General features: G+C 74.7%; 20 protein-coding genes. 9 read left to right on the top strand and 11 right to left on the bottom strand.

Translation table 11 applies throughout. The features are described from left to right. Positions 1-232: 232 nt before the first annotated feature. The 3 genes from FHU33_RS24820 to FHU33_RS04805 all read left to right on the top strand — a co-directional run bounded on the left by FHU33_RS24820 (position 233) and on the right by FHU33_RS04805 (position 3,131). Positions 233-385, top strand: coding sequence for a DUF5679 domain-containing protein (locus tag FHU33_RS24820; RefSeq protein WP_012950213.1), 153 nt, complete (start codon positions 233-235; stop codon positions 383-385). A 213-nt stretch (positions 386-598) separates the two neighbouring features. Then, the gene (locus tag FHU33_RS04810) at positions 599-1,741 is read left to right on the top strand and encodes a ThiF family adenylyltransferase (protein WP_142024327.1); all 1,143 of its coding nucleotides are present in this window, start codon (positions 599-601) and stop codon (positions 1,739-1,741) included. Positions 1,742-1,808: 67 nt separating this feature from the next. Next, positions 1,809-3,131, top strand: a complete 1,323-nt coding sequence (locus FHU33_RS04805) for an ABC1 kinase family protein (protein WP_246063275.1) — start codon at positions 1,809-1,811, stop codon at positions 3,129-3,131. Positions 3,132-3,383: 252 nt separating this feature from the next. Here the strand turns inward: FHU33_RS04805 and FHU33_RS24815 are convergent, their stop codons facing one another. The 4 genes from FHU33_RS24815 to FHU33_RS04790 form a co-directional block, all read right to left on the bottom strand. After that, the gene (locus FHU33_RS24815; RefSeq protein WP_170182321.1) at positions 3,384-3,548 is read right to left on the bottom strand and encodes a hypothetical protein; all 165 of its coding nucleotides are present in this window, start codon (positions 3,546-3,548) and stop codon (positions 3,384-3,386) included. A gap of 65 nt (positions 3,549-3,613) precedes the next feature. Further along, complete coding sequence (locus FHU33_RS04800) at positions 3,614-3,955, bottom strand: WhiB family transcriptional regulator (protein ID WP_281281615.1); 342 nt, start codon at positions 3,953-3,955, stop codon at positions 3,614-3,616. A 144-nt stretch (positions 3,956-4,099) separates the two neighbouring features. After that, positions 4,100-4,393: a hypothetical protein gene (locus FHU33_RS04795; protein WP_142024326.1), complete on the bottom strand. Its 294-nt coding sequence runs from the start codon at positions 4,391-4,393 to the stop codon at positions 4,100-4,102. Positions 4,394-4,605: 212 nt separating this feature from the next. Beyond that, complete coding sequence (locus tag FHU33_RS04790; protein ID WP_142024325.1) at positions 4,606-6,633, bottom strand: ATP-dependent helicase; 2,028 nt, start codon at positions 6,631-6,633, stop codon at positions 4,606-4,608. A 165-nt stretch (positions 6,634-6,798) separates the two neighbouring features. Here FHU33_RS04790 and FHU33_RS04785 point away from each other — a divergent pair, with 165 nt between their 5' ends. The 3 genes from FHU33_RS04785 to FHU33_RS04775 all read left to right on the top strand — a co-directional run bounded on the left by FHU33_RS04785 (position 6,799) and on the right by FHU33_RS04775 (position 8,484). Further along, the gene (locus tag FHU33_RS04785) at positions 6,799-7,065 is read left to right on the top strand and encodes a mycoredoxin (RefSeq protein WP_142024324.1); all 267 of its coding nucleotides are present in this window, start codon (positions 6,799-6,801) and stop codon (positions 7,063-7,065) included. Positions 7,066-7,273: 208 nt separating this feature from the next. Continuing rightward, positions 7,274-7,834: an ANTAR domain-containing protein gene (locus FHU33_RS04780; protein WP_246063274.1), complete on the top strand. Its 561-nt coding sequence runs from the start codon at positions 7,274-7,276 to the stop codon at positions 7,832-7,834. Positions 7,835-7,929: 95 nt separating this feature from the next. Beyond that, positions 7,930-8,484, top strand: a complete 555-nt coding sequence (locus FHU33_RS04775) for a nucleoside/nucleotide kinase family protein (RefSeq protein ID WP_246063273.1) — start codon at positions 7,930-7,932, stop codon at positions 8,482-8,484. On the opposite strand, the gene nudC is transcribed toward FHU33_RS04775, so the two are convergent. The 4 genes from nudC to FHU33_RS04755 form a co-directional block, all read right to left on the bottom strand. Beyond that, positions 8,477-9,340 carry an NAD(+) diphosphatase gene (gene nudC / locus FHU33_RS04770; RefSeq protein ID WP_246063272.1) on the bottom strand — a complete coding sequence of 288 codons (864 nt, stop codon included), beginning with the start codon at positions 9,338-9,340 and terminating at the stop codon, positions 8,477-8,479. The two genes, FHU33_RS04775 and nudC, sit on opposite strands and share 8 nt — an antisense overlap. Before the next feature lie 56 nt (positions 9,341-9,396). After that, on the bottom strand, positions 9,397-10,752 hold the full coding sequence (locus FHU33_RS04765; RefSeq protein ID WP_142024321.1) for a M16 family metallopeptidase: 1,356 nt from the start codon (positions 10,750-10,752) through the stop codon (positions 9,397-9,399). Next, entirely contained in the window at positions 10,749-12,059 is a 1,311-nt protein-coding gene (locus FHU33_RS04760) for a M16 family metallopeptidase (RefSeq protein WP_142024320.1), read from the bottom strand. The genes FHU33_RS04765 and FHU33_RS04760 overlap by 4 nt, the downstream gene beginning before the upstream one ends. 146 nt (positions 12,060-12,205) lie before the next feature. Continuing rightward, positions 12,206-13,096: a DUF2510 domain-containing protein gene (locus FHU33_RS04755; protein WP_142024319.1), complete on the bottom strand. Its 891-nt coding sequence runs from the start codon at positions 13,094-13,096 to the stop codon at positions 12,206-12,208. 52 nt (positions 13,097-13,148) lie between these two features. On the opposite strand from FHU33_RS04755, the gene FHU33_RS04750 reads away from it, so the two are divergent. After that, complete coding sequence (locus FHU33_RS04750) at positions 13,149-13,916, top strand: putative protein N(5)-glutamine methyltransferase (RefSeq protein WP_142024318.1); 768 nt, start codon at positions 13,149-13,151, stop codon at positions 13,914-13,916. Positions 13,917-13,926: 10 nt separating this feature from the next. On the opposite strand, the gene FHU33_RS04745 is transcribed toward FHU33_RS04750, so the two are convergent. Further along, entirely contained in the window at positions 13,927-15,342 is a 1,416-nt protein-coding gene (locus FHU33_RS04745; protein ID WP_246063271.1) for a M20/M25/M40 family metallo-hydrolase, read from the bottom strand. A 57-nt stretch (positions 15,343-15,399) separates the two neighbouring features. On the opposite strand from FHU33_RS04745, the gene FHU33_RS04740 reads away from it, so the two are divergent. Both FHU33_RS04740 and FHU33_RS04735 read left to right on the top strand, forming a co-directional pair. Further along, the gene (locus FHU33_RS04740; RefSeq protein ID WP_142024317.1) at positions 15,400-16,251 is read left to right on the top strand and encodes an alpha/beta fold hydrolase; all 852 of its coding nucleotides are present in this window, start codon (positions 15,400-15,402) and stop codon (positions 16,249-16,251) included. Between the two features lie 650 nt (positions 16,252-16,901). Further along, positions 16,902-17,357, top strand: a complete 456-nt coding sequence (locus FHU33_RS04735; RefSeq protein ID WP_142024316.1) for a hypothetical protein — start codon at positions 16,902-16,904, stop codon at positions 17,355-17,357. 135 nt (positions 17,358-17,492) lie between these two features. Here FHU33_RS04735 and FHU33_RS04730 read toward each other — a convergent pair whose 3' ends face one another. Together FHU33_RS04730 and FHU33_RS04725 are read right to left on the bottom strand one after the other, a co-directional pair. After that, positions 17,493-20,837: an ATP-dependent helicase gene (locus FHU33_RS04730; RefSeq protein ID WP_142024315.1), complete on the bottom strand. Its 3,345-nt coding sequence runs from the start codon at positions 20,835-20,837 to the stop codon at positions 17,493-17,495. Then, positions 20,834-24,028, bottom strand: a complete 3,195-nt coding sequence (locus tag FHU33_RS04725) for an ATP-dependent helicase (RefSeq protein WP_246063270.1) — start codon at positions 24,026-24,028, stop codon at positions 20,834-20,836. Before FHU33_RS04725 ends, FHU33_RS04730 begins: the two co-directional genes overlap by 4 nt. Between the last annotated feature and the right edge of the window lie 8 nt (positions 24,029-24,036).

Raw genomic sequence — 24,036 nt, 5'->3', positions numbered from 1 at the left:
GGACAGGGTTGTCCCGGGCCCGTCCCCGCTCCGCGCACAGGGACACGCCGAACCGTCCCCACGTGCTCCACAGGGTTGTCCACAGGCTGTGGGGAACGTGGTGGGAGCAGCGCCGCCCGGGCGCCCACTCGCGACGCCACGGCTGGCCCGCCCACCCACCCGCACGGGTAGCGTTCCTGCGCAACGGCGCCCGGCGCGCGTGCCGAGGCACCCCGAGTTCGAGGAGATCCCCGTGGCTGAGAGCTACAACGGCTACTGCGTGAAGTGCAAGGAGAAGCGCGACTTCGACGGCGAGGTCAAGGTCAGCGAGTCCGGCCGTCGCATGGCGCAGGGAACCTGCCCGGTCTGCGGCACCAAGATGAACCGGATCCTCGGCAAGGCCTGAAGAAGGACCACCCTTCCCCCACACCTCGTAGAAGGACCCCCTGCTACCCATCGCTCGCAGGCTCGCGGTGGGTCCCTGCAGGAGGCCGGTGGGGAAGGGTGGCCGTTCCAGAACGTCACCGCGGCGGCGCCCCGATCGGGGCGCCGCCGTTCGTCGTCCCGGGGCCTGTGGACGGTCGCGGCGCGCGCGACGCCGCGCTGCGACGCTGCCCCGGTGAGTGACTCCGCACATCCCCTGCTCCCGGCCGCCACCCCCCTGCTGCACGACGGCGCCGACGGCGTGCAGGTGGGCGGCGTCGACGCGCGCGACGGCCTAGTGCTGGGCCCGGACGGAGCCGACGTGGTCGCCCTGCTGCGCGGGCTGGACGGACGGCGGGCCCAGCGGACCGTCCTGGGAGACGCCGCCCGGGACGGGCTCGATCCCGGCATGGTGGCGGGTGTCCTGGACGGCCTGCGGGCCGCCGGACTGCTCGTGGACCTGGACGCCGGTGACCTGCTGGCCGCGGCCGCCGGCCCCGCAGCCGCCGCGCGCACCGCTCCGGAGCTGCCTGCTGCGGTGGCGCGACCCGGCGGTTGGCGCGCACGGCGGCAGGCGGTGGTCGTGGTGGAAGGCGCCACGCGCGTGGGCACTCCCCTGGCGGCGATGCTGGCCGCGAGCGGCGTCGGCCGGGTGACCGTTCGCGATCCCGGGCTCACCGCGGCCGGGGACGCCGTCGTCGGGGGCCTGAGCGCCGCCGACGAGGGACGGCCGCGCGCGCTGGCCGCCGCGGACGCGGTGCGTCGCGCGAGCCCGCTCACCGACCTCCGGCCGCTGCCGTCGCACGCCGGCGCCGACCTGGTGGTCCTGGCCCGGCCGTGGGCCGCCTCCGATCCACTGGTGGCCGGGATCCAGCGCGCCGGAGTGCCCCATCTGGTGGCGACGGTCCGCGGCGAGACGGGCGTGGTCGGTCCGCTCGTCGTCCCCGGGGTGACCAGCTGCCTGCACTGCGCCGATCTGCACCGCCGTGACGCGGACCCACGCTGGCCGCGGCTGGCGGCTCAGCTGACGGCCGGCGAGCCACCGCCGAGCGGTTCCACGATCACCTGCCTGCTCACCGCCGCCACCGCGGCGCTGCAGGTGCTCGCCTATCTCGACGGCTCCGCGGCACCGGGGGTCCTGGAAGCCACCGTCGAGCTGCGCCCTCCTCACCTCACGCCACGGATGCGGCGCTGGCCGGCCCACCGCGGCTGCCACTGTGGTGCGGGTGGGGACGCCGTCCCCACGAGCGGGACCGGCGCTCCTGCCACCCGCGCGAGCGATCCGGCGACGCCTCCTGCGGGCGCAGACGGCCTCCGGCAGGGAACAATGGGCGGCTGACCGGGCTCGCGAGTTCACCGAGACGAGACGGAGGGCGCCGCGGGGCGTCCGGCGGCGAGGAGGATGCGTGAGTGACGACGGACCGGTGATGCCGCGAGGCTCGGTCTCCCGGACCGCCCGGCTGGCCTCCCTCCCTCTCGGGGCCGCCGGCCGCGCCACCCTGGGCCTCGGCAAGCGGCTCTCCGGCCGTGACGCCGACGCCGTCGCCGCCGAGCTGCAGCAGCGGACGGCGGAGCAGCTGTTCGCTGTCCTGGGCCAGCTCAAGGGCGGGGCGATGAAGCTGGGCCAGACCCTCTCGGTGTTCGAGGCGGCGGTTCCCGAGGAAGTCGCGGCGCCCTACCGCGAGGCCCTCGTGAAGCTGCAGGAAGAGGCGCCCCCGATGCCGGCGCGCACCGTGCACGCGGTGCTCGCCCAGCAGCTCGGCGGAAGCTGGCGCACGCGGTTCGCCGAGTTCGACGACCAGCCGGCGGCGGCGGCCAGCATCGGCCAGGTCCACCGCGCGACCTGGCGCGACGGCCGGGACGTCGCCGTGAAGATCCAGTACCCCGGCGCGGCGACGGCGCTCATGGCCGACCTCAACCAGCTGGCCCGGTTCGCGCGCCTGTTCGCCGCCCTCTTCCCCGGCATGGACGTCAAGCCGCTGATCGCCGAGCTCAAGGCGCGCGTCGTCGAGGAACTGGACTACGGACTGGAGGCCGACGCGCAGCGGGCCTTCGCCGCCGCCTACGCCGGTGACGACCAGATCCGGGTCCCGCGCGTCGTGGCCAGCGCGCCGAAGGTCATCGTCTCCGAATGGCTGGACGGCACACCGCTCTCACGGGTCATCGCCGACGGCACCCGCGAGCAGCGCGACCGCGCCGGACACCTGCTGGCGGTGCTGCACTTCTCCGGTCCGCAGCGGGCGGGCATGCTGCACGCCGACCCACATCCGGGAAACTTCCGGTTGCTGCCCGACGGTCGGCTCGGCGTCATCGACTTCGGGGCCACCGCGCGGCTGCCGGACGGCCACCCGGAGCCGATCGGCCGGCTGCTGCGGTGGGCGCTGGCCGGCAAGGCCGACGAGGTGCTCGCCGACCTGCGTCTCGAGGGCTTCGTACGGCCGTCGATGGAGGTCGATCCCCAGGGGGTCCTCGACTTCGTCCGTCCCCTGATGGAGCCGGTCGCGTCCCGGCACTTCCACTTCACCCGGGCCTGGATGCAGGAGCAGGCCGCCCGCATCGCCGACCCGCGCAATGACGCCAGCCGGCTCGGCCGTCAGTTGAATCTGCCGCCGGCGTACCTGCTGATCCACCGGGTGACGATCGGCTCCATCGGGGTGCTCTGCCAGCTCGACGCCGCCGGCGACTTCCGGAGCGTCCTCGAGGAATGGCTCCCCGGCTTCGTCGAGTGATGGTCGCGCCGAGTGGGCCCGGAGGGTCCGCGCAGGCACGACCGACTGGATGAGGCTGGCGGGGTCGTGCCGAGTGGGACCCGGAGGGTCCGCGCAGGCACGACGAAGGGAGCTCCTCGCGACAGGGGACGGCACTTGGCCGCGGTGCGGTCCGGAGGACCGCAATGTCCCGGAGGACCGCAATGTCATAGAGGCCGGGTCACGGACACACCAGAAGCGTCCGTGACCCGGCCTCGGCTCGGGTGGTCTTTCTCAGTAGACGGCGGCGCTGGCCCGCGCGGCGCGGCGCACCGCACGCTCCGCGCGACGAGCCGCGCGGCGGGCCAGGTAGAGGCGACGAGCACGCGAGGCCGCGGCGGCCTCCGCCTGCATCTCACCCATCCGGCTGCGGGCCAGATCCTGTTCGAGCATGTACATGACGGTTCCTTCTGGATGAGTGATCGGCCCCCTGCCGAGCGACAGGGGAAGTTCTCGGTCGTGGCTCAGGCGGCCACGACCTTGCGGGGACGGCCCCGCGGGCGCTTCCGCGCGATGACGGCGCCGCGTTCGAAGATCTCGCCGCCCCAGACACCCCACGGCTCGCCCCGGTCCAGGGCGCCGGCCAGGCAGGCGTCGCGGATCGGGCACTCCCCGCACAGGCTCTTGGCCTGGTCGAGCAGGGCCGGGCTCTCGGCGAACCACAGCTCCGGGTCCTCCACTCGGCACGGCAGGGGGCGCCGTACCGGCACGGGAGCCAGTGGCGTGGGTCGTCTCGGCGGGAAGTCCCCGGTCCAGGGGAGCCCGGGTCGGCGGTGGGACGTCGGGTGGGCGATCGTCTGCTGCACTGCCGCTCCTCCTCGTTCTCTCGTCTACGACGGCCGGCGGAGGTCCGCCGACCGGAAGTCGGTGCCGGGGCGCCGCAGACAAAGAGAAAGGCCGCGGATCCCGGGGTTCGGGTTCCGCGGCCTCGTGGAGGACCGGTCGAGCGCTTAGCTCTGCGGTCTCCTCGAGGAGTGGTTCCCGAGGGTGGTGCCGTTGTTCTCGAAGGTCTTGGTGGTCACGACGCCGTGGCCGATGGCCTGCCGGGTGACGGGGCGGAGGCGGACGGCGGTGCCGCCGGTGGGCAGACCGGTCCCCTGCGACGGAGCGGCGAACGCAGCGATGGGCGCCACGGCACGCTCGGCGACGGCAGCGCACAGGCCCGGGCCGTAGACCGGGCGCACGTCGAGACCGCCCAGGCCGAGGAGATCGGCGGAGGCCGTGGTCCACGTCATGCTGATCATCAGTGCCCCCTCCTTCCTCGGTATCGGCCCTGGCCGGACGGCCAGGAGCGTGGGGGTGCGGCTCGTGTGTGCGAGACAGTAGGGGGTGGGCGGAAACCGGGTCAATCGAATTAACGACGAGTTCTTCAGGACGTGTCGCCCCGGCCCCCGCGACACCGCTTGCCGTCGCCCTCGGTACCGACCCGGCCCGGGTCCGGAAGGGCTCGAGCGGGTCAGCCGCTGACGGCGGCCAGCACGTCCTCGCCGTAGAGCTCGAGCTTCCTGGCCCCGATCCCCGGGAGCCCGGACAGCTCGCGCAGGGTCGACGGCCGGGTCTCGGCGATCGCCTGCAGCGTCGCATCGGTGAAGACCACGTACGCCGGCACCGACGCCGACTGCGCCGCCTGGCTGCGCCATGCGCGGAGCCGCTCGAAGAGCTCCCCCGCCTCCCCCTCCAGGACCACCTTGGCCCGCTTGGCCGGCCGACGGGCCACCGGGGCGGTGGGCCCGGACCCCGGAGCCAGGCCGTCCAGGAACCGGCTGCGCGGGCGCGCCCGCTTGGCCCCGGGGTTGCGGCCCAGCGACCAGGAGAGCGAGAGGTGCTCACGGGCACGGGTCACGGCGACGTAGAGCAGCCGGCGCTCCTCCTCGACCGCGGCCGGCCGGCTCAGCGACTGGGCGATCGGCACCACCCCGTCGACCAGTCCGACGACGAAGACGACGTCCCACTCCAGGCCCTTGGCCGCGTGCATCGACGCGAGCGTCACGCCCTGGACGGTGGGTGCGTGCTGGGCGTTGGCCCGCTCGGCGAGATGCCCGACGAACCCGGCGAGGTCGAGGGTCGGGTCCTCGGCCACCAGGTCGACGGCGAGGTCGACGAGGGCGGCCAGGGACTGCCAGCGGTCGCGGGCCGCGCCGCCGGCCGGCGGCCGGTGCTCGGCCCAGCCCACCGACGCGAGGACGTCGCGGACGGTCGGCACGAGGGCGCCCGGATCACTGCCCCCCGCGGCCGCGCCCCGCAGCAGCAGCACCGCCTCACGGACCTCGGGCCGCTCGAAGAACCGCTCGCCGCCCTTGAGCACGTACGGCACCCCGACGTCGGCCAGCGCCGCCTCGTAGACCTGGGACTGGGCGTTGATGCGGAAGAGCACGGCGATCTCCGCCGCCGGCATCCCGGAGTCGATCAGCGCATTGCACTTCGCGGCCACCGCGGCCGCCTCGGCCGGCTCGTCGGGGTACTCGTGGAAGGTCGGCTCGCCGGCGTCGGGGCGCTGACCGAGCAGGCGGAGGCCGGGGAGACCCTTGCGCTTGGGCGCCTGGCCGATCAACCGGTTGGCCAGTCCGACGACCTGCGGGGTGGAGCGGTAGTCCCGCTCCAGCTTGACCACTGCCGCGTCGGGATAGCGGTCGGCGAAGCCGAGCAGGTAGTCCGGATCGGCGCCGGTGAAGGAGTAGATCGTCTGGTTCGGGTCGCCGACCACGCAGACCTCGGCCCGACCGCCGAGCCAGGCGTCGAGCAGCCGCTGCTGCAGCGGGTTGACGTCCTGGTACTCGTCGACGACGAAGTGGCGGTACTGGGTGCGCACCTCGCGGGCGACCTGCGGGTGCTCCTCGATCGCGAAGGCGGTCACCAGCAGGAGGTCCTCGAAGTCCAGCGCCCCGTCGCGCTGCTTGGCCGATTCGTAGCTGGCGTACACGGCGGCGACCGCGGCGGCGTCGAACGGCGGTTCCCGGCCGGCGGCCTCCGCGCGGGCCGGGTAGTCGTCCGGCGTGGCGAGCGTGGTCTTCGCCCACTCGATCTCGCTGGCCAGGTCGCGCAGGCTGGTGCGGTCGGTGGACAGCCGGGACCGGGAAGCGGCGGTGGCCACCAGGCGCAGCTTGTTCTCGACCAGCGACGGCATGGGGCCGCCCAGCACCCGCGGCGCGAAGTAGCGCAGTTGCCGCATCGCCGCGGCGTGGAAGGTCCGCGCCTGCACGCCGCCGACGTCCAGTGCCGCCAGCCGGCCACGGAGCTCGCCGGCGGCGCGCGCGGTGAACGTCACCGCGAGGACCTGCTCAGGCACGTAGACACCGGTGTGGACGCCGTAGGCGATCCGGTGGGTGATCGTGCGGGTCTTGCCGGTGCCGGCACCCGCGAGGATGCACACCGGCCCGACGACCGCCTGCGCGGCTTCGCGCTGCTCCTCGTCGAGCGCGGCCAGGACGGACTCCGCGCGGGAGGCCGGCTCGGTACCGTGACGTACGGATTCCGTCTGCGACATCTGAGCCTCCTCCCGGATCACGACCGTCGTGCGCCGCTGATCCTCTCAGCCCGGAGGGACACAGGTGGGAAGCATCCCCAACGACGCTGCGTTGCCGTGGACACACGTCGGGTCCACCCTCCAGGGGGTGGACCCGTCCGGAACTACCAGGGAGGATCCTGCCCGATGACCTCGACCCCCACGGCCCTCGTGACCATGTACACCACCGACTGGTGTGGCTACTGCGTGCGGCTCAAGAAGCTCATGCAGCGCGAGGGGATCCCGTTCGCCGAGGTCAACATCGAGCACGACGCGCAGGCGGCGGAGCTCGTCATGAAGGCCAACGGTGGCAACCGCACCGTGCCGACCCTGCTGTTCGCCGACGGCGCCGCGCTCACCAATCCCACCATCGACCAGGTGAAGGCCCAGCTGGGCCCCCAGCCGGAGGCGTGAGCACCCCGTGATCCCCGGTCCCCGGCCCTCGAAGGGGCAGAGCTGCCCTGGAGCGGGCCGCGACCGCGGCACCGACGTCGGCCGGCCCACCGCACCGGCCGCCCTTCCGGAAGCCGCGGTCGTCATCCCGGGGCCTGAGTCCTCCGCCACGACCGATGACTGCGCCGCCACGACGGTCGCTCTCACGCGCACCGATCGCGGCTGGTGCGTGCAGTCCCCCGCCGGCAGCGAGGCGGCCGGGGACCTGGTGGAAGGGCTCTCCCTGGCCGACCTCGTGGCCGAGGAGTTCGGCGTCCTGACCGAGCCCGACCGCACCGCTCGCCGATCGGCCCGTGGGCCCGGCGGCGCCGGTGACGCACCGCTGGACCCGGCCGCGGCACGCGTGGCCGAACTCGAACGCACCGTCGCCCAGCTCGAGCACGCGCTGGCCGCCCGCGTGTCCACCGAGCGTGCGATCGGCGTCCTCGCCGAGCGGCACGGCACCAGTGCCCGAACGGCGTTCGAGGCGCTGCGCCGTGACGCCCGGTCCCAGGGCCGCCCCGTGGCGGAGCTGGCGCGCGAGGTGCTCGACGGCCTGAGCGACGGCTCCGCCGCGGCGCCTCCGCCCGCGGACGCGGCGTCGGCCGGAACCCCGCCACCGCCCTCCGGCCGGTCCGTCCCGACCCCGGGTCGGCGCCGGCCGGGCTCGGTCGTCGCTGCCGTGATCCCGCCGGCCCCCCGGCCCGCTCCGGGACCCGCGGCCGTCGTTCCCGCGGACGGCGCTTCCTGACCCGTCCGCAGCCACTCACCCCGCACGCTCTCGCCCAGCGCCTGGCCGACCTCCTCGCTCCCCTCGCCCCGGAGCCCGGCGCGACCGCGCTACGGGTGGCCGTCGACGGCCCGGACGCCGCCGCCCCGGAGCGCCTGACCCTCGCGGTGGCCGAGCGCCTGCCGGCTCTGGGTCGCCCGTCCGTGGTCGTCCCCGCCGGCGGCTTCTACCGGCCGGCCTCGTTGCGACTCGAGCACGGGCGGACCGATCCCGACGCCCGCTACACCGACTGGCTCGACGCCGGCGCCCTCACCCGCGAGGTGCTCGGCCCGGTGGGCCCCGGCGGTTCCGGGGAGTACCTGCCGGTCCTGTGGGACGTCGTCCGCGACCGGGCGGCCCGGGCGCGGCGCCGCCCGGCTCCGGACGAGGGTGTGCTGCTGGTGGCCGGCTCGCTGCTGCAGGGCGTCGGGCTGCCCTTCGACGTCGTGGTGCACCTGCGGATGTCCCCGGCGGCGCGGCGGCGGCTGACCCCACCGGAGCAGGCGTGGGAGCTCCCGGCCTTCGACCGCTACGACGACGAGGTGGACCCGGCGGCGCTCGCGGACGCCGTGGTGCTGGCCGACCACCCCGACCGTCCGGCGCTGGTGCTGGCCGGGCGCCTCGCTAGCTGAGCTCGCCGGCCACCCAGCGGTCGATGATGTGCCGGGCGATCGACACCGGCGGCGGCAGCGCGGCGGGTCCCGCGCCCCGGCCGAGTTCGTCGCGGGTGAACCAGCGGGCCTCCTCGATCTCGGTCGGGTCGAGGACCAGCTCGTCGCTCCCGGTGGCCCGGGCCACGAAGCCGAGCATCAGCGACTGGGGGAACGGCCACGGCTGACTGCCGACGTACCGGATGTCGGTCACCGCGAGGCCGACCTCCTCGGCGACTTCCCGGGCGACGGCCGCCTCGGCCGACTCCCCGGGCTCGACGAACCCGGCCAGGATCGAGAACCGGCCCGGCGGCCACACGGCCTGCCGTCCCAGCACCACCCGGTCGGCGCCGTCGTGGACGAGCATGATCACGGCCGGGTCGGTGCGCGGGAAGATCTCGGTGCCGGTGCTCGGGTCGCGCTGGCTCCACCCGGCCCGCTCGATCGTCGTCGCGGTTCCGGTCAGCGGGCTGAACCGGTTGCGGTCGTGCCACTCGAGGATCCCGATGGCTTCGACGAGCAGGCCGGCGTCCAGAGCGCCCAGGTCGGCCCCCACCTCCCGCAATCCCGACCACGAGTCGACGGGGCGGCCGACGACCGTGAGCGAGCGCGCGCCGCGGACCGCGGCGTACGGGACGCCGTCCGCCTCTCCCAGGTAGACCGCCCCGACCGGCAGCTCGGGCTGCTCGTCCCAGACCAGCTCCGGACCGTCCGGCCCCTCCGCCACCGGCACGCTGCGCTGCGCGTCGACGGTCAGCACGCGGACCGGCCGTCCCCCGGTCGGGTCGGGCAGGGACCGCGCTAGGTGGGTGCGGTCGTGGGCGACGCGGGAGAGCACCGGGACCTCCCCGCGGGACGGCCCAGTGTTCTCCGGCCACGCCGAGGCGGGCACCGTCATTCCGGGGCGCCGGCGCGCACGCTGACCGGCGCCAGGGCACCCAGCGGCCCGGCGATCCGGTCGGCGTCCCCGACGACGACCGCGGTCAGTCCGGACGACGCGAGGTAGCGGTGCGCGGCCTCCTGGACCTGCTCGACGGTCACCTCGGCGAGGGCCTGCTGGTGCTCGGCCAGCCAGCCCGGCGGCAGACCTGCACCGACGAGGGCCGAGAGGGTGCTGGCGAGCCCCGCATGGGTGGACGTCGACAGCGCCATGCTCCCCAGGACGTAGCGGCGGGCCCCGTCGAGCTCGGCCTCGGTGACCGGCAGCAGGGCCATGCGACCCAGCTCGTACCAGGTCTCGAGCAGCGCGGGCCCGGTGACCTCGGTGGCGACGTCGGCCTCGACGAGGAACGAGGACCCGGCGGCCTGGTGGTCCACCGAGCTGCGCGGGCTGTAGGTGTACCCGCGCCGCTCCCGGATGTTCTCGACCAGCCGGGAGGAGAAGTACCCGCCGTAGATCATGTTGGCCAACCGCACGGCCGGGAGCGCCGGATCGGTCCGGCCGGGGGCGGGGCCGCCGAGCCGGATGTTGGACTGCACCGCACCCGGCCGGTCGACCAGTTCGATGCCGACCGCCCGCAGGTCCGGTGCCGGGGGCGCCTCCACGGCGTGCCCGATCCCGGTCCACTCCCCCAGGGCGCCGGCGACGACGTCGGCCGCGGCGGAGGGGTCGAGGTCACCGACCAGGACCAGGGTGCTGCCGGCCGGGAGCACCCGGGACCTGTGCAGCTCCCGCAGCGCGCCGCCGTCGACGGCGCTCACCAGCCCCGGGTCGGGCAGCGTGATCGCGTAGGGATGGTCGCCGTAGCGGCGGGCAGCGAGCGCACCGCGAGCGATGACGCCCGGCTGGGAGAGCGCGATGCCGATCCGCTCGGCCACGCGGTCGCGCTCCCCCTCGACCTCGCCGTCGGGGTAGGTCGCGCCGGTGAGCAGCTCGGCGAGGACGTCCAGGACGGGACGGAGGCCGCCGGGCAGGAGCGTCGTGGCGAACAGCAGCCGGTCGGGGTCGGTGGAGACCGAGAGCTCGGCGCCGTGTCCCTGCAGCAGCTGCGCGATGGCCGTCTGGTCGTGCGCCGCCGTCCCCAGGAGCACGGCGCCGGAGAGGACCGACCCGCGGGCGGTGTGCAGTCCGGCGTCGGCCGCCGTCGTCGCCGCGAACGGCACCCGGAGGCGCAGTTCGATCAGCGGCACGCCGGGCCGGGGCACCACGATCAGCCGCAACCCGCTGGGCAGCGTCGACTCCACCGCGGTGGGCACCGGCTGAGGGCGTGGCTCCCCCAGGGGCGGGATGAGTGACAGATCGAGGCTCATCGCCGTCCTCCCGTGGCGCGCAGCTCGAGGACGGCGGCGGTGTCGGGGTCCAGCTCTCCGGCGGCGGCCCGGACCTGGTCGGGGGTCACCGCGGCCAGCCGGGCGGCGAGCTCACCGGCCAGCTCGGCCCGGCCGTGCACGATCTCGGCAGCGGCGAAGCCGAGGGTGCGGCCGAGCACCGAGTCCGCCTGGCGTAGCAGCTGCGCCTCGGTACGGGCCTGCACGCGACGCAACTCGTCGACGGGGACGCCGTCCTCCGCGATCCGCCGCACCTCCTCGTGCACGGCGGCCTGGACGCGGTCGGCGGGGACCGCGGCGGGATGGTGCACCTGGGTGGTCAGCAGGGTCGCGTCGCGGACGTCGAAGGGGTCGCCGAACAGGCCGACGTAGCTGCTCTGCGCGATGGCGATGCGGTCGGCGTGCACGAGGCGGCGCTCCAGCCGCGACGCGTCGCCCTCGCTGAGCAGCTCGGCCAGCAGCACGGTGCCCAGGTAGCGGTCGAACTCGCCGACGGGGTCGGGCACCCGCCAGCCGATGGCCAGCGCGGGGGCCGGCGCCAGTGCGTCCTCGACGACCGCCGTGCGCACGGTGGTCGGCAGGGGCTCCCCGGTCGGCGGGAGCGGCGGTACCTCGCGGGCGGCGACGGGTCCGAACCAGCGCTGGATCAGTCGCTCGGTCTCGGCGACGTCGAGGTCACCGCCGATGCAGAGGACAGCGTTGCCCGGCGCGTAGTAGCGGGAGAAGAAGTCGGTCGCGTCGTCGACCGTCGAGGACTCCAGGTCGACGAAGGAGCCGTAGCCGTCGTGGGTGTTGGCGAAGCTGTCGAACGCGATCTGCGGCAGCTGCAGCCAGGGGAAGGCGCCGTAGGGCCGGTTGAGCACGTTGACCCTGATCTCCTCCTTCACCACGTCGATCTGGTTGCGGAGGTTCTCCTCGGTGATCGCCGGCGCCGCCATGCGGTCGGCCTCGAGGAACAGCGCGCGCTCCAGCGCCTCGGCCGGCAGCGCCTCGAAGTAGTTCGTGTAGTCCTGGTGGGTCGAGCCGTTGAACGTGCCGCCCGCGGCCTGCACCAGGCGGGCGTGCTCCATCTTCGGGACGTTGGCCGAGCCCTGGAACATCATGTGCTCGAAGAGGTGGGCGAAACCGGTCCGCCCCTCGGGCTCGTTGCGCATCCCGACGTCGTAGAAGACGCTCACGGCCACCACGGGGACGCTCCGGTCGGGGGCGAGGACCACGCGCAGCCCGTTGTCGAGCGTGAACCGCTCCACCGGGTGCCGCAGGGTCAGTTCGGCACCAGCAGTCGTCACGCGCCCGACAGTAATCGTTGGGCGCGGTCCGGGGTCGCTGCGTCCTGGCTCGGTGCGTCCTCCCTCACCGTGTGGGGTCCTCCCTCATGGTCGACCGCGAGGGAGGACCCCTGATGACCAGGAAAGCTCATCATCAGGGATGAGCGTCACAGGACGTCGACGTCCTCGATGACGCGGTCGATCACGCCGTAGAGCTCGGCGTGGGTGTTCGGGATGGAGATGTAGAGCAGCGCAGGCACCGGCCGGCCGACGTCGATGAGCATCAGCACAGCCCGCTCGCCGCTCGCGTCGTAACCGGGTGCGTCCCAGGCCAGCTGGAACTCGTAGAGGTACGCCGGGTGCCCGTCGACGGTCCGGGGTTCCTCGCGCAGCACCGTCCGCTCGTTGGGCCGCGGGTAGTAGTTGAAGCGGACGCTGTCCGCGACGGTTCGCGTGGTGCGCTGCAGGGTGGAGGGGCCCGCCCACCCGAGGGTCTCGGCGAGCGGACCCGACGTGCACTGGGCGATGAAGGTGCTGCCGTCGGGCGTCAGATCCTGGGTGACGAAGTACTGCCCGGCGATCGCGGTGACCTCGGCCTGGATGCCCAGGTCGAACTCGTACCAGTTCTCGCCGAGATAGGGGTAGGAGATGCCGGCCGCCTCGTCGATGATCCGCACCGTTCCCGGCGGCAACTCCGTGCCGGGCGGGGGCAGCGGCTGGGCCGACGGCGCCGGCGTCTGCGCCACCGGGTCGGGCTCGGGCCGGCCGAGGACGACGGCGGCGACGACCACCGCGACGAGCACCAGCAGCGAGACGCCGATGACCCAGGCGGTGCGGGCGCCGTCTCCACCGGCGCGCGGCTCCTCCTCCGGCAGCATCGGCGAGGACGCGGGCTCCGGGGATGCGAGCACCGGCGAGAACTGCACGGCCACCCCGGGACCGGCCGGCGTCGCGACGTCGGACCACGCCGCGCCGTCCCACCAGCGCACGAATCCCGGCGTGCCGTCGGGATCGGGGTACCAGCCGGGAGGTGGGGCCGGCTGGCCAGGTCCGGTCACGGCTCTCACCCTAGGACGGCGGGTAGCGTTCCCGGCTCAGCCGGGAGGTGCCGTGTCCGCTGGAACACCCACCGTCGCCGCGCGGCTGCGCGCCGCCGGCTGCGTCTTCGCCGAGGACGAGGCCCGCCTGCTCGCGGCGGAGGCGGGCTCGCCGGCTCGGCTGGAGGAGCTGGTGCTCCGCCGCGTCGCCGGCGATCCGCTGGAGCACCTGCTGGGCTGGGCGGAGTTCTGCGGCCTACGCATCGCCGTGGCCCCGGGCGTGTTCGTCCCGCGCCGCCGGTCCGAACTGCTCGTCGCCCAGGCCGCCGCGCTGGCCCCGTCGCGGCCCGTCGTCGTCGACCTCTGCTGCGGATCGGGCGCAGTGGCCGCCGCGCTGAGCGCGGTGCTGGACGCCCCGGAGGTGCACGCCTCGGACCTCGACCCGGCAGCGGTGGACTGCGCGCGGTGCAACCTCCCGTACGGGACGGTGCACGCCGGCGATCTGTTCGGCGCCCTGCCCGCGCACCTGCACGGCCGGGTCGACGTCATCGTCGCCAACGTGCCCTACGTGCCGAGCGCCGCCGTCGCTCTGATGCCGCCGGAGGCCCGGGAGCACGAGCCCCGGGTGGCCCTCGACGGCGGGGCCGACGGGCTGGACGTCGCCCGCCGGGTGGTGGCCGGCGCCAGGGTGTGGCTGGCGTCGGCCGGCTCGCTGCTCTTCGAGGTGGGTAACGCTCAGGTGCCGACGGCGGTCCGGGTCGTCGCCGAAGCGGGACTCGTCCCGCGCGTGGTCACCGACGACGAGTTGAGTGCGACCGTCGTCGTCGGGACTGCCGCCTGACGGGGGCGTCTCAGCGCGGCCGCATGGCTCCCAGCTCCCGCCACAGGTGCGCCGCCGCCTCGGCGCCGCGGTGGAGCATCGGCAGCAGCACGCGCTCGTTCGGCGAGTGGATGCGGTCGGTGGGCAGCCCGACGCCGAGGAAGAGCAGCGGCGCCCCGAGCACCTCGACGAGGTCGGCCTCCGGTCCACTGCCGCCCTCCCGGGTGAAGAGGACGTCGGCGGGGTCGACGTCGAAGGCCTGACCGATGGCGCGGAGGAGGGCGTCCATGGCCGGCGAGTCGAGGTCGCTCGCACACGGGGCGACGCCGCCGGGCGGGGTGCGCACCTCGGCCTCGATGCCGGTCGGGACGTTGGCCTCCACCCACGCCTTCAGCTGCGGTCCGACGTCCTCCGGGCGCTGGTCGGCGACCAGCCGGAAGGTGACCTTGGCGTGCGCCTCGGCCGGGATGATCGTCTTGTGGCCGGGGCCGGTGTAGCCGCCCCACATGCCGTTGACCTCCGCGGTCGGCCGGGCGCCGGTGCGCTCCAGCGTGCTGAAGCCCGCCTCTCCGTAGGTGGCGCGGGAGGCGGCGGGGCCGGCCAGCCAGGCCTGCTCGTCGAAGGGCACCCGGCTCATGAGCTCGCGCTCGCGGTCGGACAGCGGCCGCACCTTGTCGTAGAACCCGGGCAGCGTGACGCGGCCCTGGTCGTCGTGCAGCTTCGCCAGCAGCTGGGCAAGAGCGTGCAAGGGGTTGGGGACGGCGCCGCCGAAGGAACCCGAGTGCAGGTCGATCGCCGGTCCGCGCAGGGTGATCTCCGCGTCGGCCAGGCCGCGCATGGCGGTGACGGCGCTCGGGACGTCGGGTGCGGCCATGCCGGTGTCGCTGACGACGACGACGTCACAGGCGAGCCGGTCGGCCTTCTCCTCCAGCAGGGCGGCGAAGTGCGGGGAGCCGGACTCCTCCTCGCCCTCGATGAGCAGCTTCACGGTGACGGAGGGGGTGTCGCGGCCGGTGGCGGCGAGGTGGGCGCGCATGCCCAGCAGGTGGAAGGCGACGTTGCCCTTGTCGTCGATCGCGCCTCGCGCGTGCAGCTCCGGGCCGTCGGGCCCGTCCACGCGGGTCGGCTCGAACGGCGGGTGCACCCACAGCTCGGGCGGATCGACCGGCTGGACGTCGTGGTGGCCGTAGACGAGCGCGACCGGTGCGTCCGCGTCCGACGACGGCCACTCGGCGAAGACGGCCGGCGCGCCCGGCGTCGGCCAGATCTCGACGGTCGGGAAGCCGGTGCGGCGCAACGCATCGGCCAGCCAGGCGGCGCTGTCGGCCACGTCGGGGGCGTGCGCCGGGTCGGCGGAGATCGAGGGGATCCGCAGCCAGGCGTCTAGGTCGGCGTGCAGGTCATCGAGGTGGTCGAGCACGAATGCGCGTTCCGGACTGCTGGTCACGGTCCTGGACGGTAGCGCCGTGAGCAGCGCGGCCCGCCCCCGGCTAGCGTCCGCACCATGTCTGGAGAGCTGCTGCGCACCGACGTCGGCGACCTGACCTTCGACGTCCGCGTCGACGGTCCCGAGGACGGGCGACCGGTGCTGCTGCTGCACGGCTTCCCGGAGACGTCGGCGTCGTGGGCCGCCGTCACGCCGCTGCTGACCCAGGCCGGGCTGCGTACCTACGCCCCCGACCAGCTCGGGTACTCCCCCGGCGCGCGACCCGGCGAGGTCGAGGCGTACTCGATGCAGAACCTCGCGCAGGTGACCGCCGACCTGATGACGGCGCTGGAGATCCCGGTGGCCGATGTCGTCGGGCACGACTGGGGCGCGAACGTCGCCTGGACCCTGGCGGCCTGGCACCCCGACCGCGTGCGCTCGCTGACGGCGGTGTCGGTGCCGCACCCGGCTGCCTACACCGCGGCGTTCCGTGCCGACCCCGAGCAGAAGGAGCGGTCGGCCTACATCCGGCTGTTCTGGCAGGCGGGCAAGGCCGAGGAGGTGCTGCTCGCCGACGACGCAAGGCGACTGCGGCGGATGCTGTCGGGCGGCGAGCAGGACAGCGGCATTCCGGCCGAGGCGATCGACGAGTACGTGGCGGTGCTGTCGGCGCCGGGCGCACTGACCGCGGCGCTGAACTGGTACCGGGCGATGAGCTCCGACATCCGGGTCGACCCGGTCGCTGTGCCGACGACGTACGTGTGGAGCGACGGCGACGTCGCCATCGGGCGGACCGCGGCCGAGGCGTGTGCCAACTACGTGGCCGGTGACTACCGCTTCGTGGAACTGGCCGGCATCACGCACTGGATCCCCGAGCAGGCCCCTGACGAGCTGACCCGCGCGATCCTGGACCGGATTGCATCGAGCTGACCAAGCCGCGCGTCGGCTCGCCGTGACCGCGGCCAAGGGGCGCGGGGCGTCCCTTGTTCGTCCGGTTACCGGGGTGACCGCACCGTCCCCTGACAGAGGGCGTGAGAGCGGCGCCGGAACTGTCCCGAACGCGGCCTCAGGGACACACGGAGCCCTACGGCTCCGGCGACTGACGCCTGCCCCTGCGCTTGTGACGGCGAACCTGTTCCAGGCGCAGGAGCACCGTCACGAGTAGGCACGCACCCAGTCCCAGGAATGCCGTCAGGTATGGCCGAAGGCCAGGGGTGGTGGGACAGACGTGGTCGAGGGCGACGAATCCGCCGATCAGGATGCCGATGCCCGACAGGAACAGGGCCTGTACCAGGCGGCTTGTCGCCCAGCCAGGGACGTCCTCGGCGGGACGCCACCACCGAAGCCTCATTCCGTTGCGCCCGCCCGGTCTGCCATGCCCGTGATCTTGTGGGAGGACGCCGGGCGACGACAGTCCGGGCGTCGCTGACAACGGCCACGTCGGCCAGACGTGTGCCTGTCGTCCTCTGCGGGCCGTCGTTGATCCGGATCCCATCGTGGGCCGCACAGGGCCAGCAGGTCGACGCAGCAGGTCTGCCGCCAAGATCGCGAGTGCCAGTGGCCACCTGCATGATCAAGTGATGCCCGCGTCGCAACCAGAGCTGCACATCCACCCGCCGCTGTGGGCCCGGCTATGGATCGTGGTGTTCCTCCCGGCGTGGCTGTGGATCGTTGTCCAGCAGTCCGACGGGCCGGGGATGGTCGGCTGGCTGGTCGCGGCCTTCGGCTTGGCATTGGGCGCCCGGATGTTCGTGATGGGCGCCGTTGGCACTTCCGACGGCCGGCTGACGGTTCGCAACCAGTTCACGACCCGCACTTTCCATCGCGACGAGTTGGCCGATGCGGTGGTCGACAGGGCCCACGGCCGATTGGGCACCGGCTGGACGGTGTGGCTCCTCCTCCACAACGGCTCGCGCCACCATGTCCAGCTGACCGAGGCCCCGTTTCGTCCCGGCTTCAACCGCGCCCTCGAGCGCCACGCCGCGCGGTTGCGGGCGTGGATCCACGCGCCCGGTCGCCCGCAGGCCTTCCTGTGAGCGGGCGACGGTCGCCGATTCCTCCGCCGCCCCGCCGTCTGCCGTGCGCCGCGGCGCGGCCGTGCGGCGGACGTTCGGACCGCCCATAGTGGGCGGCTCACGGACACATCGGGCCGGAGGGACGGCGTGTCGCGGTCAGGTCTCGCGCGAGCCGGTGACGAGGTTGAGCAGGCCTGCTTCGTCGAGCAGATCCACCGGGCGCAGCGTGAGGTTGGCCGCCACGTGGTGGAAGCCGGCGCTGACCCGCTCGACGGGTACGCCGGTCAGTCGTGACCAGCCCAGCCGGTAGGCCGCGAGCTGCACCCCGGCCGCGGTGAGCTCGGCGCCCGACGGCGGCGGTCCGGTCTTCCAGTCGATCACCTCGAAGCCGCCGTCGGCGTCGGCGTAGACGGCGTCGATCCGCCCGCGCAGGGTCAGCGGCCCGAGCGGCGTCTCGAAGGGCACCTCCACTTCGGCGGGCTGGCGGTCGGCCCATTCACTGGCGAGGAACGCCTCCTGCAACTTTGCCAGGGCGCCGTCCGGAGCCGCGAACTCGTCACCGGAACCCGGCAGCTCGTCGAGGTCGACCAGCTTCGCCGCACCGAAACGCTCCTCCAGCCACGCGTGGAAGGCGGTGCCCCGACGGGCCTGCGGCGCCGGTGCCGCAGGCATCGGCCGGCGCAGCCGCCGGGCCAGCTCGGCCGGATCCCGTCGGAGGGCGACCAGAGCCGAGACCGACAGGTGCGAGGGCAGCGGGACGTCGACCGTCGAGCTGGCGTGCCGCGACCGCTCCCTCAGGAGCAGGTCGGCGTCGCGCACCCACTGCTCGACCAGGGGATCGGAGCCGTCGAGCACCTGCTCGGGCTGGAGCGGGTGCGGCGCGGCACCGGTGACCAGTTCGGCCGCCGCGGTGAGCGCCCGGCGCCGTCCGGACGAGAGCGGGTCGGCGGGCCAGATCCCCACCGGCCACTCCGCCAGCGCCGGGTTCGTCGCGTCGTCGGCCGGCGGCTCGGCCCAATGCACGACGATGCCGGCGCCGTCGTCGCACGCCTGCCGGGCGGTGAGGAGCAGAGACGACGGCCCGCACGGCTTCACGCCGTCCCGCCACCAGCTGCCCGAGCACAGCAGCAGGTGCCGGGCGCGGGTGACGGCGACGTAGCCCAGCCGGATCTCCTCGGAGGTGCCGAAGTCCTTCCACTCCTGGACGTACTCCTCCAGCGCCTGCTTGACCACGGCCTGGTCACCGGAGCCCGGAACGGGCAGCCGCAGCCGCGGCAGCTCCTCGCGGTCGGTGAGTCGCAGGTCGGCCGGCACCGCTCCCGGGTCGCGGATCCAGGAGTCGCTGGTGTCGGCCTTCGAGGGGAACTGGTCGGTGGTGAGCCCGGGGACGGCGACGACGTCCCACTCCAGGCCCTTGGCCGAGTGACCGGTGAGCAGCTGCACCGCGTCGGGGTTCACGGCGACCTCGCCGGGTTCGAGTCCGCGCTCGCGCTCCTCGGCGTCGCGGAGGTACCCGAGGAAAGCCGGCAGCGAGGGCAGCTCGGCGAGCTCGGTGAACTCGGCGGCGACACCGTGCAGGGCGTCGAGATGGGCCCGTGCTCCGGCCGGGCTGGCACCCGGTGCGCTGGCCAGCTCCGTCTCCAGCCCGAGCGTGCGGGCTACCTCGTCGACGAGGTCGGGCAGCGACTCGCTCAGCCGGGTACGCAGGTGCCCGAGCTCCTGTCCCAGCCGCCGCAGCCGCCGGTAGCCGGCCTGCGAGTACGCATCGGGACCGCCGAGGTCGTCCAGCGCCTCGACGATGCTGCCGCGCTCGGACGGCGCCTCGACGGCCGGCGGCGCCCCCTCCGCGGACTCGGCGGGGGCGGGGCGGCGTGAGTGCACGAGCGCCCGTGCGCGGGCCTCGAGGGCGGCGAGGTCGCGCGGACCGACGCGCCAGCGCGCGCCGGTGAGCAGCCGGCCGAGCGCGTCGCCGGCGGTCGGGTCGACCAGCACGGTGAGCGTCGCGATGACGTCGGAGACCTCGGGCACCTCGAGAAGGCCGCCGAGGCCCACCACTTCGACCGGCAGGCCGCGCTCCCGCAGGGCGGCCGCGATGCCGGGCAGCTGCTTCCGTGCACGCACCAGCACCGCAACCGTCGGGTGCTTCCCGTCCTGGCGGGCGACGAGCGGGTCCTCGTTCAGCCAGCACGCGGCCAGCCGGTCGGCCAGGGCCTCGGTCTCGTCGGCGACGGTGTCGTAGAGCCCGACGGTGACCGCCCCCCGCCCGGCGGTGGACGCGGGCGCGAGGTCGGGCAGCGGCTGGTCGGGGGGCGGCAGCATCCCGGACACGGCGTTGGCGACGGCGAGGACGGCGTCGTCGTTGCGCCAGCTGGTGGCCAGCGTCAGCCGCTCGGCCCGCCGTCCGGGCAACCCGGGGAAGGTGCGGGCGAACCGCTCGATGGTGCCCGCCGACGCTCCCCGCCAGCCGTAGATGGACTGCCGCGGGTCGCCGACGGCCAGCACCGGGTGGCCGGTCTCGCGGCCGAACAGGGCTTCCAGCATCCGGAGCTGGCCGACGCTGGTGTCCTGGTACTCGTCGAGGAGCACGACCTTCCAGCGGGTGCGCTCGCGGCGACCCACCTCCGGCGAGGCGACGGCGATCCGGGCGGCGTAGGCGACCTGGTCGGCGTAGTCGATGGCTCCGGCCGCGCGCTTGCGGGCCTCGAACGCCTCGACGAGCGGCAGCAGCGCCACCCGCGCCTTCTGCCGGGCCAGCATCTCGAGGACGGGCGCGTACGGCCCCTTCTTGCGCGGCGCGTCCGGGTAGCCGGCGATCTGCGACTCCAGCCGCGCCGTCCAGTTCCGCAGCGCCGCCGGGCTGATGTCGTGCTCGCCCAGGTCCGCGGCCAGGGCGAGGACGTCCTCGACGGTGGTGAGCAGGGTGAGCGGGACGTCGCTCATGTCGCCGGTGTAGGCCGTGACGACCTGCGCCGCCTGCCCCCAGCACATGGCTGGGCCGAGCACCCCGGCACCGGGCTCCACGCCGATCCGCAGGCCGTGCTCGGCGACCAGCGCGGCGGCGTAGCCGTGGTAGGTCGAGACCGTGGGCTGGGCGATCTCCAGCCGCTCCCGGAGGTCGGGGTCGGTCTCGGGATGCCGGGCGAGGGCGCCCAGCCGCAGCCGGATCCGCTCGTTGAGCTCGCTGGCCGCCTTGCGCGTGAAGGTCAGGCCGAGGATCTCCTCGGGCGCGACGACGCGGTTGGCCACGAGCCAGGAGACCCGGGCGGCCATGGTTTCCGTCTTGCCCGACCCTGCGCCGGCGACGACGACGAGCGGCCGGTCGGCCGGGGCCTCGACCACGCGGGCCTGTTCGGGTGACGGCGCGTAGGAGAGCGCGCAGCGGGCGGCCACCTCGGCCGGGGTGAGCCGCCGGCGAACCGTGGGCTGCTGGAGCGCCGTCTCGCTGAGCAGGTCGTCGAAGGAGAGCTGCCCCTCGGCGGCCGCCCCGGTCAGCGGGGTCATGCGGTCACCTGCCGGCCGGGCTCCTGCAACGGGCAGCTGCGCCGGGCGGGACACCGGGAGCAGTGCGATCCGGTGCGCACCTCGAAGGTGGCCGCGCCCATCCCCTCGCCGACCTGGGCCAGCAGCTCACCGGCCCAGGTCTGGTCGACGGGCACGTCGGCGGGCAGCGGCTCCTGGTGCTGCTCCTTGGCCTTCGCACCGGTGCCCACCTGCAGCAGCGCGGCCCCGCCCGGGACGGCGCCGCGGTCGCCGAAGGCCCCGGCCGCGATCGCCACCTGGTAGGCGGCCAGCTGGCCGTGCTCCTCGGTGTTCTTCGCCGCCGTCTTCCCGGTCTTGAGGTCCACGACGACCAGCCGGCCCTCCGCGTCGCGCTCGAGCCGGTCGACCTGCCCGCGGATGCGGGCGCGGCCCACGGTCACGTGGAAGTCCTCCTCGGCGCCGAGCAGCTCGCGGCCGTTGGCCGCGTGCCAGCGGAGGAACTTGTCGAGCATCTCCTGGGCCGACACCCGCTGCCGCTGGTCGGACCAGCCGGGGCCCAGGTCGAGCTGGTCGAGCTCGGCGGCGAGCACGGCGGGCGCCTCGGCCGGCTGCAGCCCCTCGGCCACCTGCTGAGCGACCGCGTGCACCGCGGAGCCGACGGTCCGGGTGGTGTCCGGCGACGCCTCGGCGCCGACCGCCCCGAGCACCCACCGCAGCGGGCACCGCTGGAAGGTCTCGATCGCCGACGGGCGCACCCGCACGGCGTCCGCCTCCGGCACCAGTGGTGCCTCGTCGGACAGCGCGGCGAGCCCCCACCAGCTCGCGGGCGCGGCTCCCGCGACGCCCTCGTCCGCCAGCCGGTGCAGCACCGACGCGGCGGCCGCCCGGCGGGAGGCCGGCGTCTGCGGGTCGGTCAGCGCGCGGCGCAGGTCGGCGACGAGCGCCGGGAGGGTCAGCGAGCGGGGCAGCTCGGTGAGCGGCCGGCCCTCCTCCGGGGGCGGGGCGACGAGGTCGAGGAAGCGGGAGGCGGTGGCTCCGGCGTCCGCGCCGTCCAGAGCTCCCTCGACCGCGGTCACGACGAGACGCTGCCTGGCGCGGGTGCAGGCGACGTAGAACAACCGCCGCTCCTCGGCGAGGGCGAGGGTGCGACGGTCGACCGCCGTGCCGTCGACGCCCGAGGCCCGTTCCACCAGCTCCTCGGTGCCGAGCAGGGTGGACCGCTCGCGGAGGTCGGGCCAGACGCCTTCCTGGACACCGGCGACGCACACGACGTCCCACTCCAGGCCCTTGGAGGCGTGCGCGGTCAGCAGCCGGACGGTCTCCCCCACCACCGCGCGGGCCGCGCCGCTGTCACCGGGGAGCTCCTGCGCCGAGAGGTGGGCGACGAAGGCGCGGACGTCGGCCGACGGCAGCCGGTCGACGAAGCCGGCGGCGGCGTCGAAGAGGGCGACGACTGCGTCGAGGTCGCGGTCGGCCACCGCTCCCGAGGGCCCGCCCGCCGCACTGGCCCGGGCCCACCGCGCGGCCAGCCCGCTGCGCTGCCACATCGCCCACAGCACGTCCTCGGCCGTGCCGTCGTCCGCCAGCGCGAGCCGTCCGGCGGCCAGGACGTCGGCCACCCTGCGAGCCGGGCGGTACACGTGCTCGGGCAGCGAGTCGAGCAGCGTGTCGTCGCCGAGCGCGAGGGCCAGCGGTGCCCCACGCTCGGCCGGGTCCACGCCCTGCGTGACCAGCGCGATCCGCACCGCACGCCGGAGCCGGCGCAGGTCCAGCACCGTCGCACCACCCAGGGGCGACGCCAGCAGCGCCTCGGCGGCCGGCTCGTCCAGCCCCACCGCCGACCCTTCGGCCTCCGGTCCCGAGCCGGAGGCCGGCAGGAGGGCGCTCAGCGCGGTCAGGAACGGGGCGACGGCCGGCTGTCCGGCAAGGGGCAGGTCGTCGGCCGAGACCGCGACCGGAACCCCCGCCGAGGCCAGGGCACGACGCAGCGGCCCGAGCGCGACGGCAGAGCGCACGACGACGGCCATCTGCGACCACGGCACGCCGTCGAGCAGGTGGGCGCGGCGCAGGACATCGGCCAGATAGGCGGCCTCGACCGCGGCGGAGCCGAACACGTGCACCTCACCCTTGCCGGGATCGGTGCCTTCGCCGGGGGCCAGGCGCCGGTGCTCCCAGGGACCGGGGAGGCCCTCGGCCACCCGGCGGCTGATCCGCAGCAGCTCCTCACCGGACCGCCGGCAGACCCCGAGCGACACGCGCCCCGCCGTCCGGCCGTCGGTGTGCCGGAACCGGTCGGTGAACTGGGTCATGCCGCGCGGCTCGGCGCCGCGGAAGGCGTAGATGGCCTGGTCGGGGTCGCCGACCGCGACGAGGTTGCTTCCACCGCCGGCCAGCAGCTCGAGCAGCTCGACCTGCGCGGGGTCGGTGTCCTGGTACTCGTCGACGAACAGCCAGCGGGCCCGTTCGCGCTCCTGCCGCAGCAGCTCCGGATCGCCGTCGAGCTCCGCGATGGCGGCTCGCACGAGCTCGGCCGGGTCGTAGCCGGAGGCGTCACCACGACCGACGGTGGCGAACGTCGTCACGTTCTCGTACTGCTCCTGGAAGGCGGCGGCGAGGACCCAGTGGTCGCGGCCGGTCTCCCGTCCCCAGGCGGCCAGCCGGTCGGAGCCCACGCCGCGCTCGGTGGCGCGCATCAGCAGGTCACGCAGCTCGGCGCGGAACCCGGCCGTGCCGAGCGCCGGGGTCAGGGCATCCGGCCAGCGGACCGCGCCCTCCTCCTCGGCGTCGCCGCGGAGCAACTCGGCCACGACGGCGTCCTGCTCGGCCGAGGCGAGCAGGCGAGGCGGCGGGTCACCGCGCAGCAGAGCGGCCCGGCGGAGGACGCCGTAGGCGTAGGAGTGGAAGGTGCGGGCGAGCGGTTCGCGGATGGTGCGGGCCACCCGGCCGGTGATGCGGGTGCGCAGCTCGGCGGCGGCCTTGCGGCTGAAGGTGAGGACCAGGATCTGCTCGGGGTCGGTCCCGGCATCGATGCGGGCGGCGACGGCCTCGACGATCGTCGTCGTCTTCCCCGTACCGGGGCCCGCCAGCACGAGCAGCGGACCGGACCCGTGGTCGACGACCGCCTGCTGCGTGGGGTCGAGCCGCGGAGCGGAGAGGCGCGGCGCCTCACCGGCCACGAGCCGGTAGACCGGTGCCGCTCCCCCCTGTGCCACCCCTCGAT

The sequence above is a fragment of the Blastococcus colisei genome (assembly GCF_006717095.1).
Taxonomy (GTDB): Bacteria; Actinomycetota; Actinomycetes; order Mycobacteriales; family Geodermatophilaceae; genus Blastococcus_B; species Blastococcus_B colisei.
This window is presented reverse-complemented; position numbering and strand designations above follow the sequence as displayed.

Bases quoted from the DNA above. Each gene is read 5' to 3' on its own strand.
- FHU33_RS04785 (WP_142024324.1), top strand. From the start codon at position 6,799: ATGACCTCGACCCCCACGGCCCTCGTGACCATGTACACCACCGACTGG.
- FHU33_RS04740 (WP_142024317.1), top strand. From the start codon at position 15,400: ATGTCTGGAGAGCTGCTGCGCACCGACGTCGGCGACCTGACCTTCGAC.
- FHU33_RS04790 (WP_142024325.1), bottom strand. From the start codon at position 6,633: ATGTCGCAGACGGAATCCGTACGTCACGGTACCGAGCCGGCCTCCCGC.
- FHU33_RS24815 (WP_170182321.1), bottom strand. From the start codon at position 3,548: ATGTACATGCTCGAACAGGATCTGGCCCGCAGCCGGATGGGTGAGATG.
- FHU33_RS04730 (WP_142024315.1), bottom strand. From the start codon at position 20,837: ATGACCCCGCTGACCGGGGCGGCCGCCGAGGGGCAGCTCTCCTTCGAC.
- FHU33_RS04735 (WP_142024316.1), top strand. From the start codon at position 16,902: ATGCCCGCGTCGCAACCAGAGCTGCACATCCACCCGCCGCTGTGGGCC.
- FHU33_RS04795 (WP_142024326.1), bottom strand. From the start codon at position 4,393: ATGATCAGCATGACGTGGACCACGGCCTCCGCCGATCTCCTCGGCCTG.
- FHU33_RS04765 (WP_142024321.1), bottom strand. From the start codon at position 10,752: ATGAGCCTCGATCTGTCACTCATCCCGCCCCTGGGGGAGCCACGCCCT.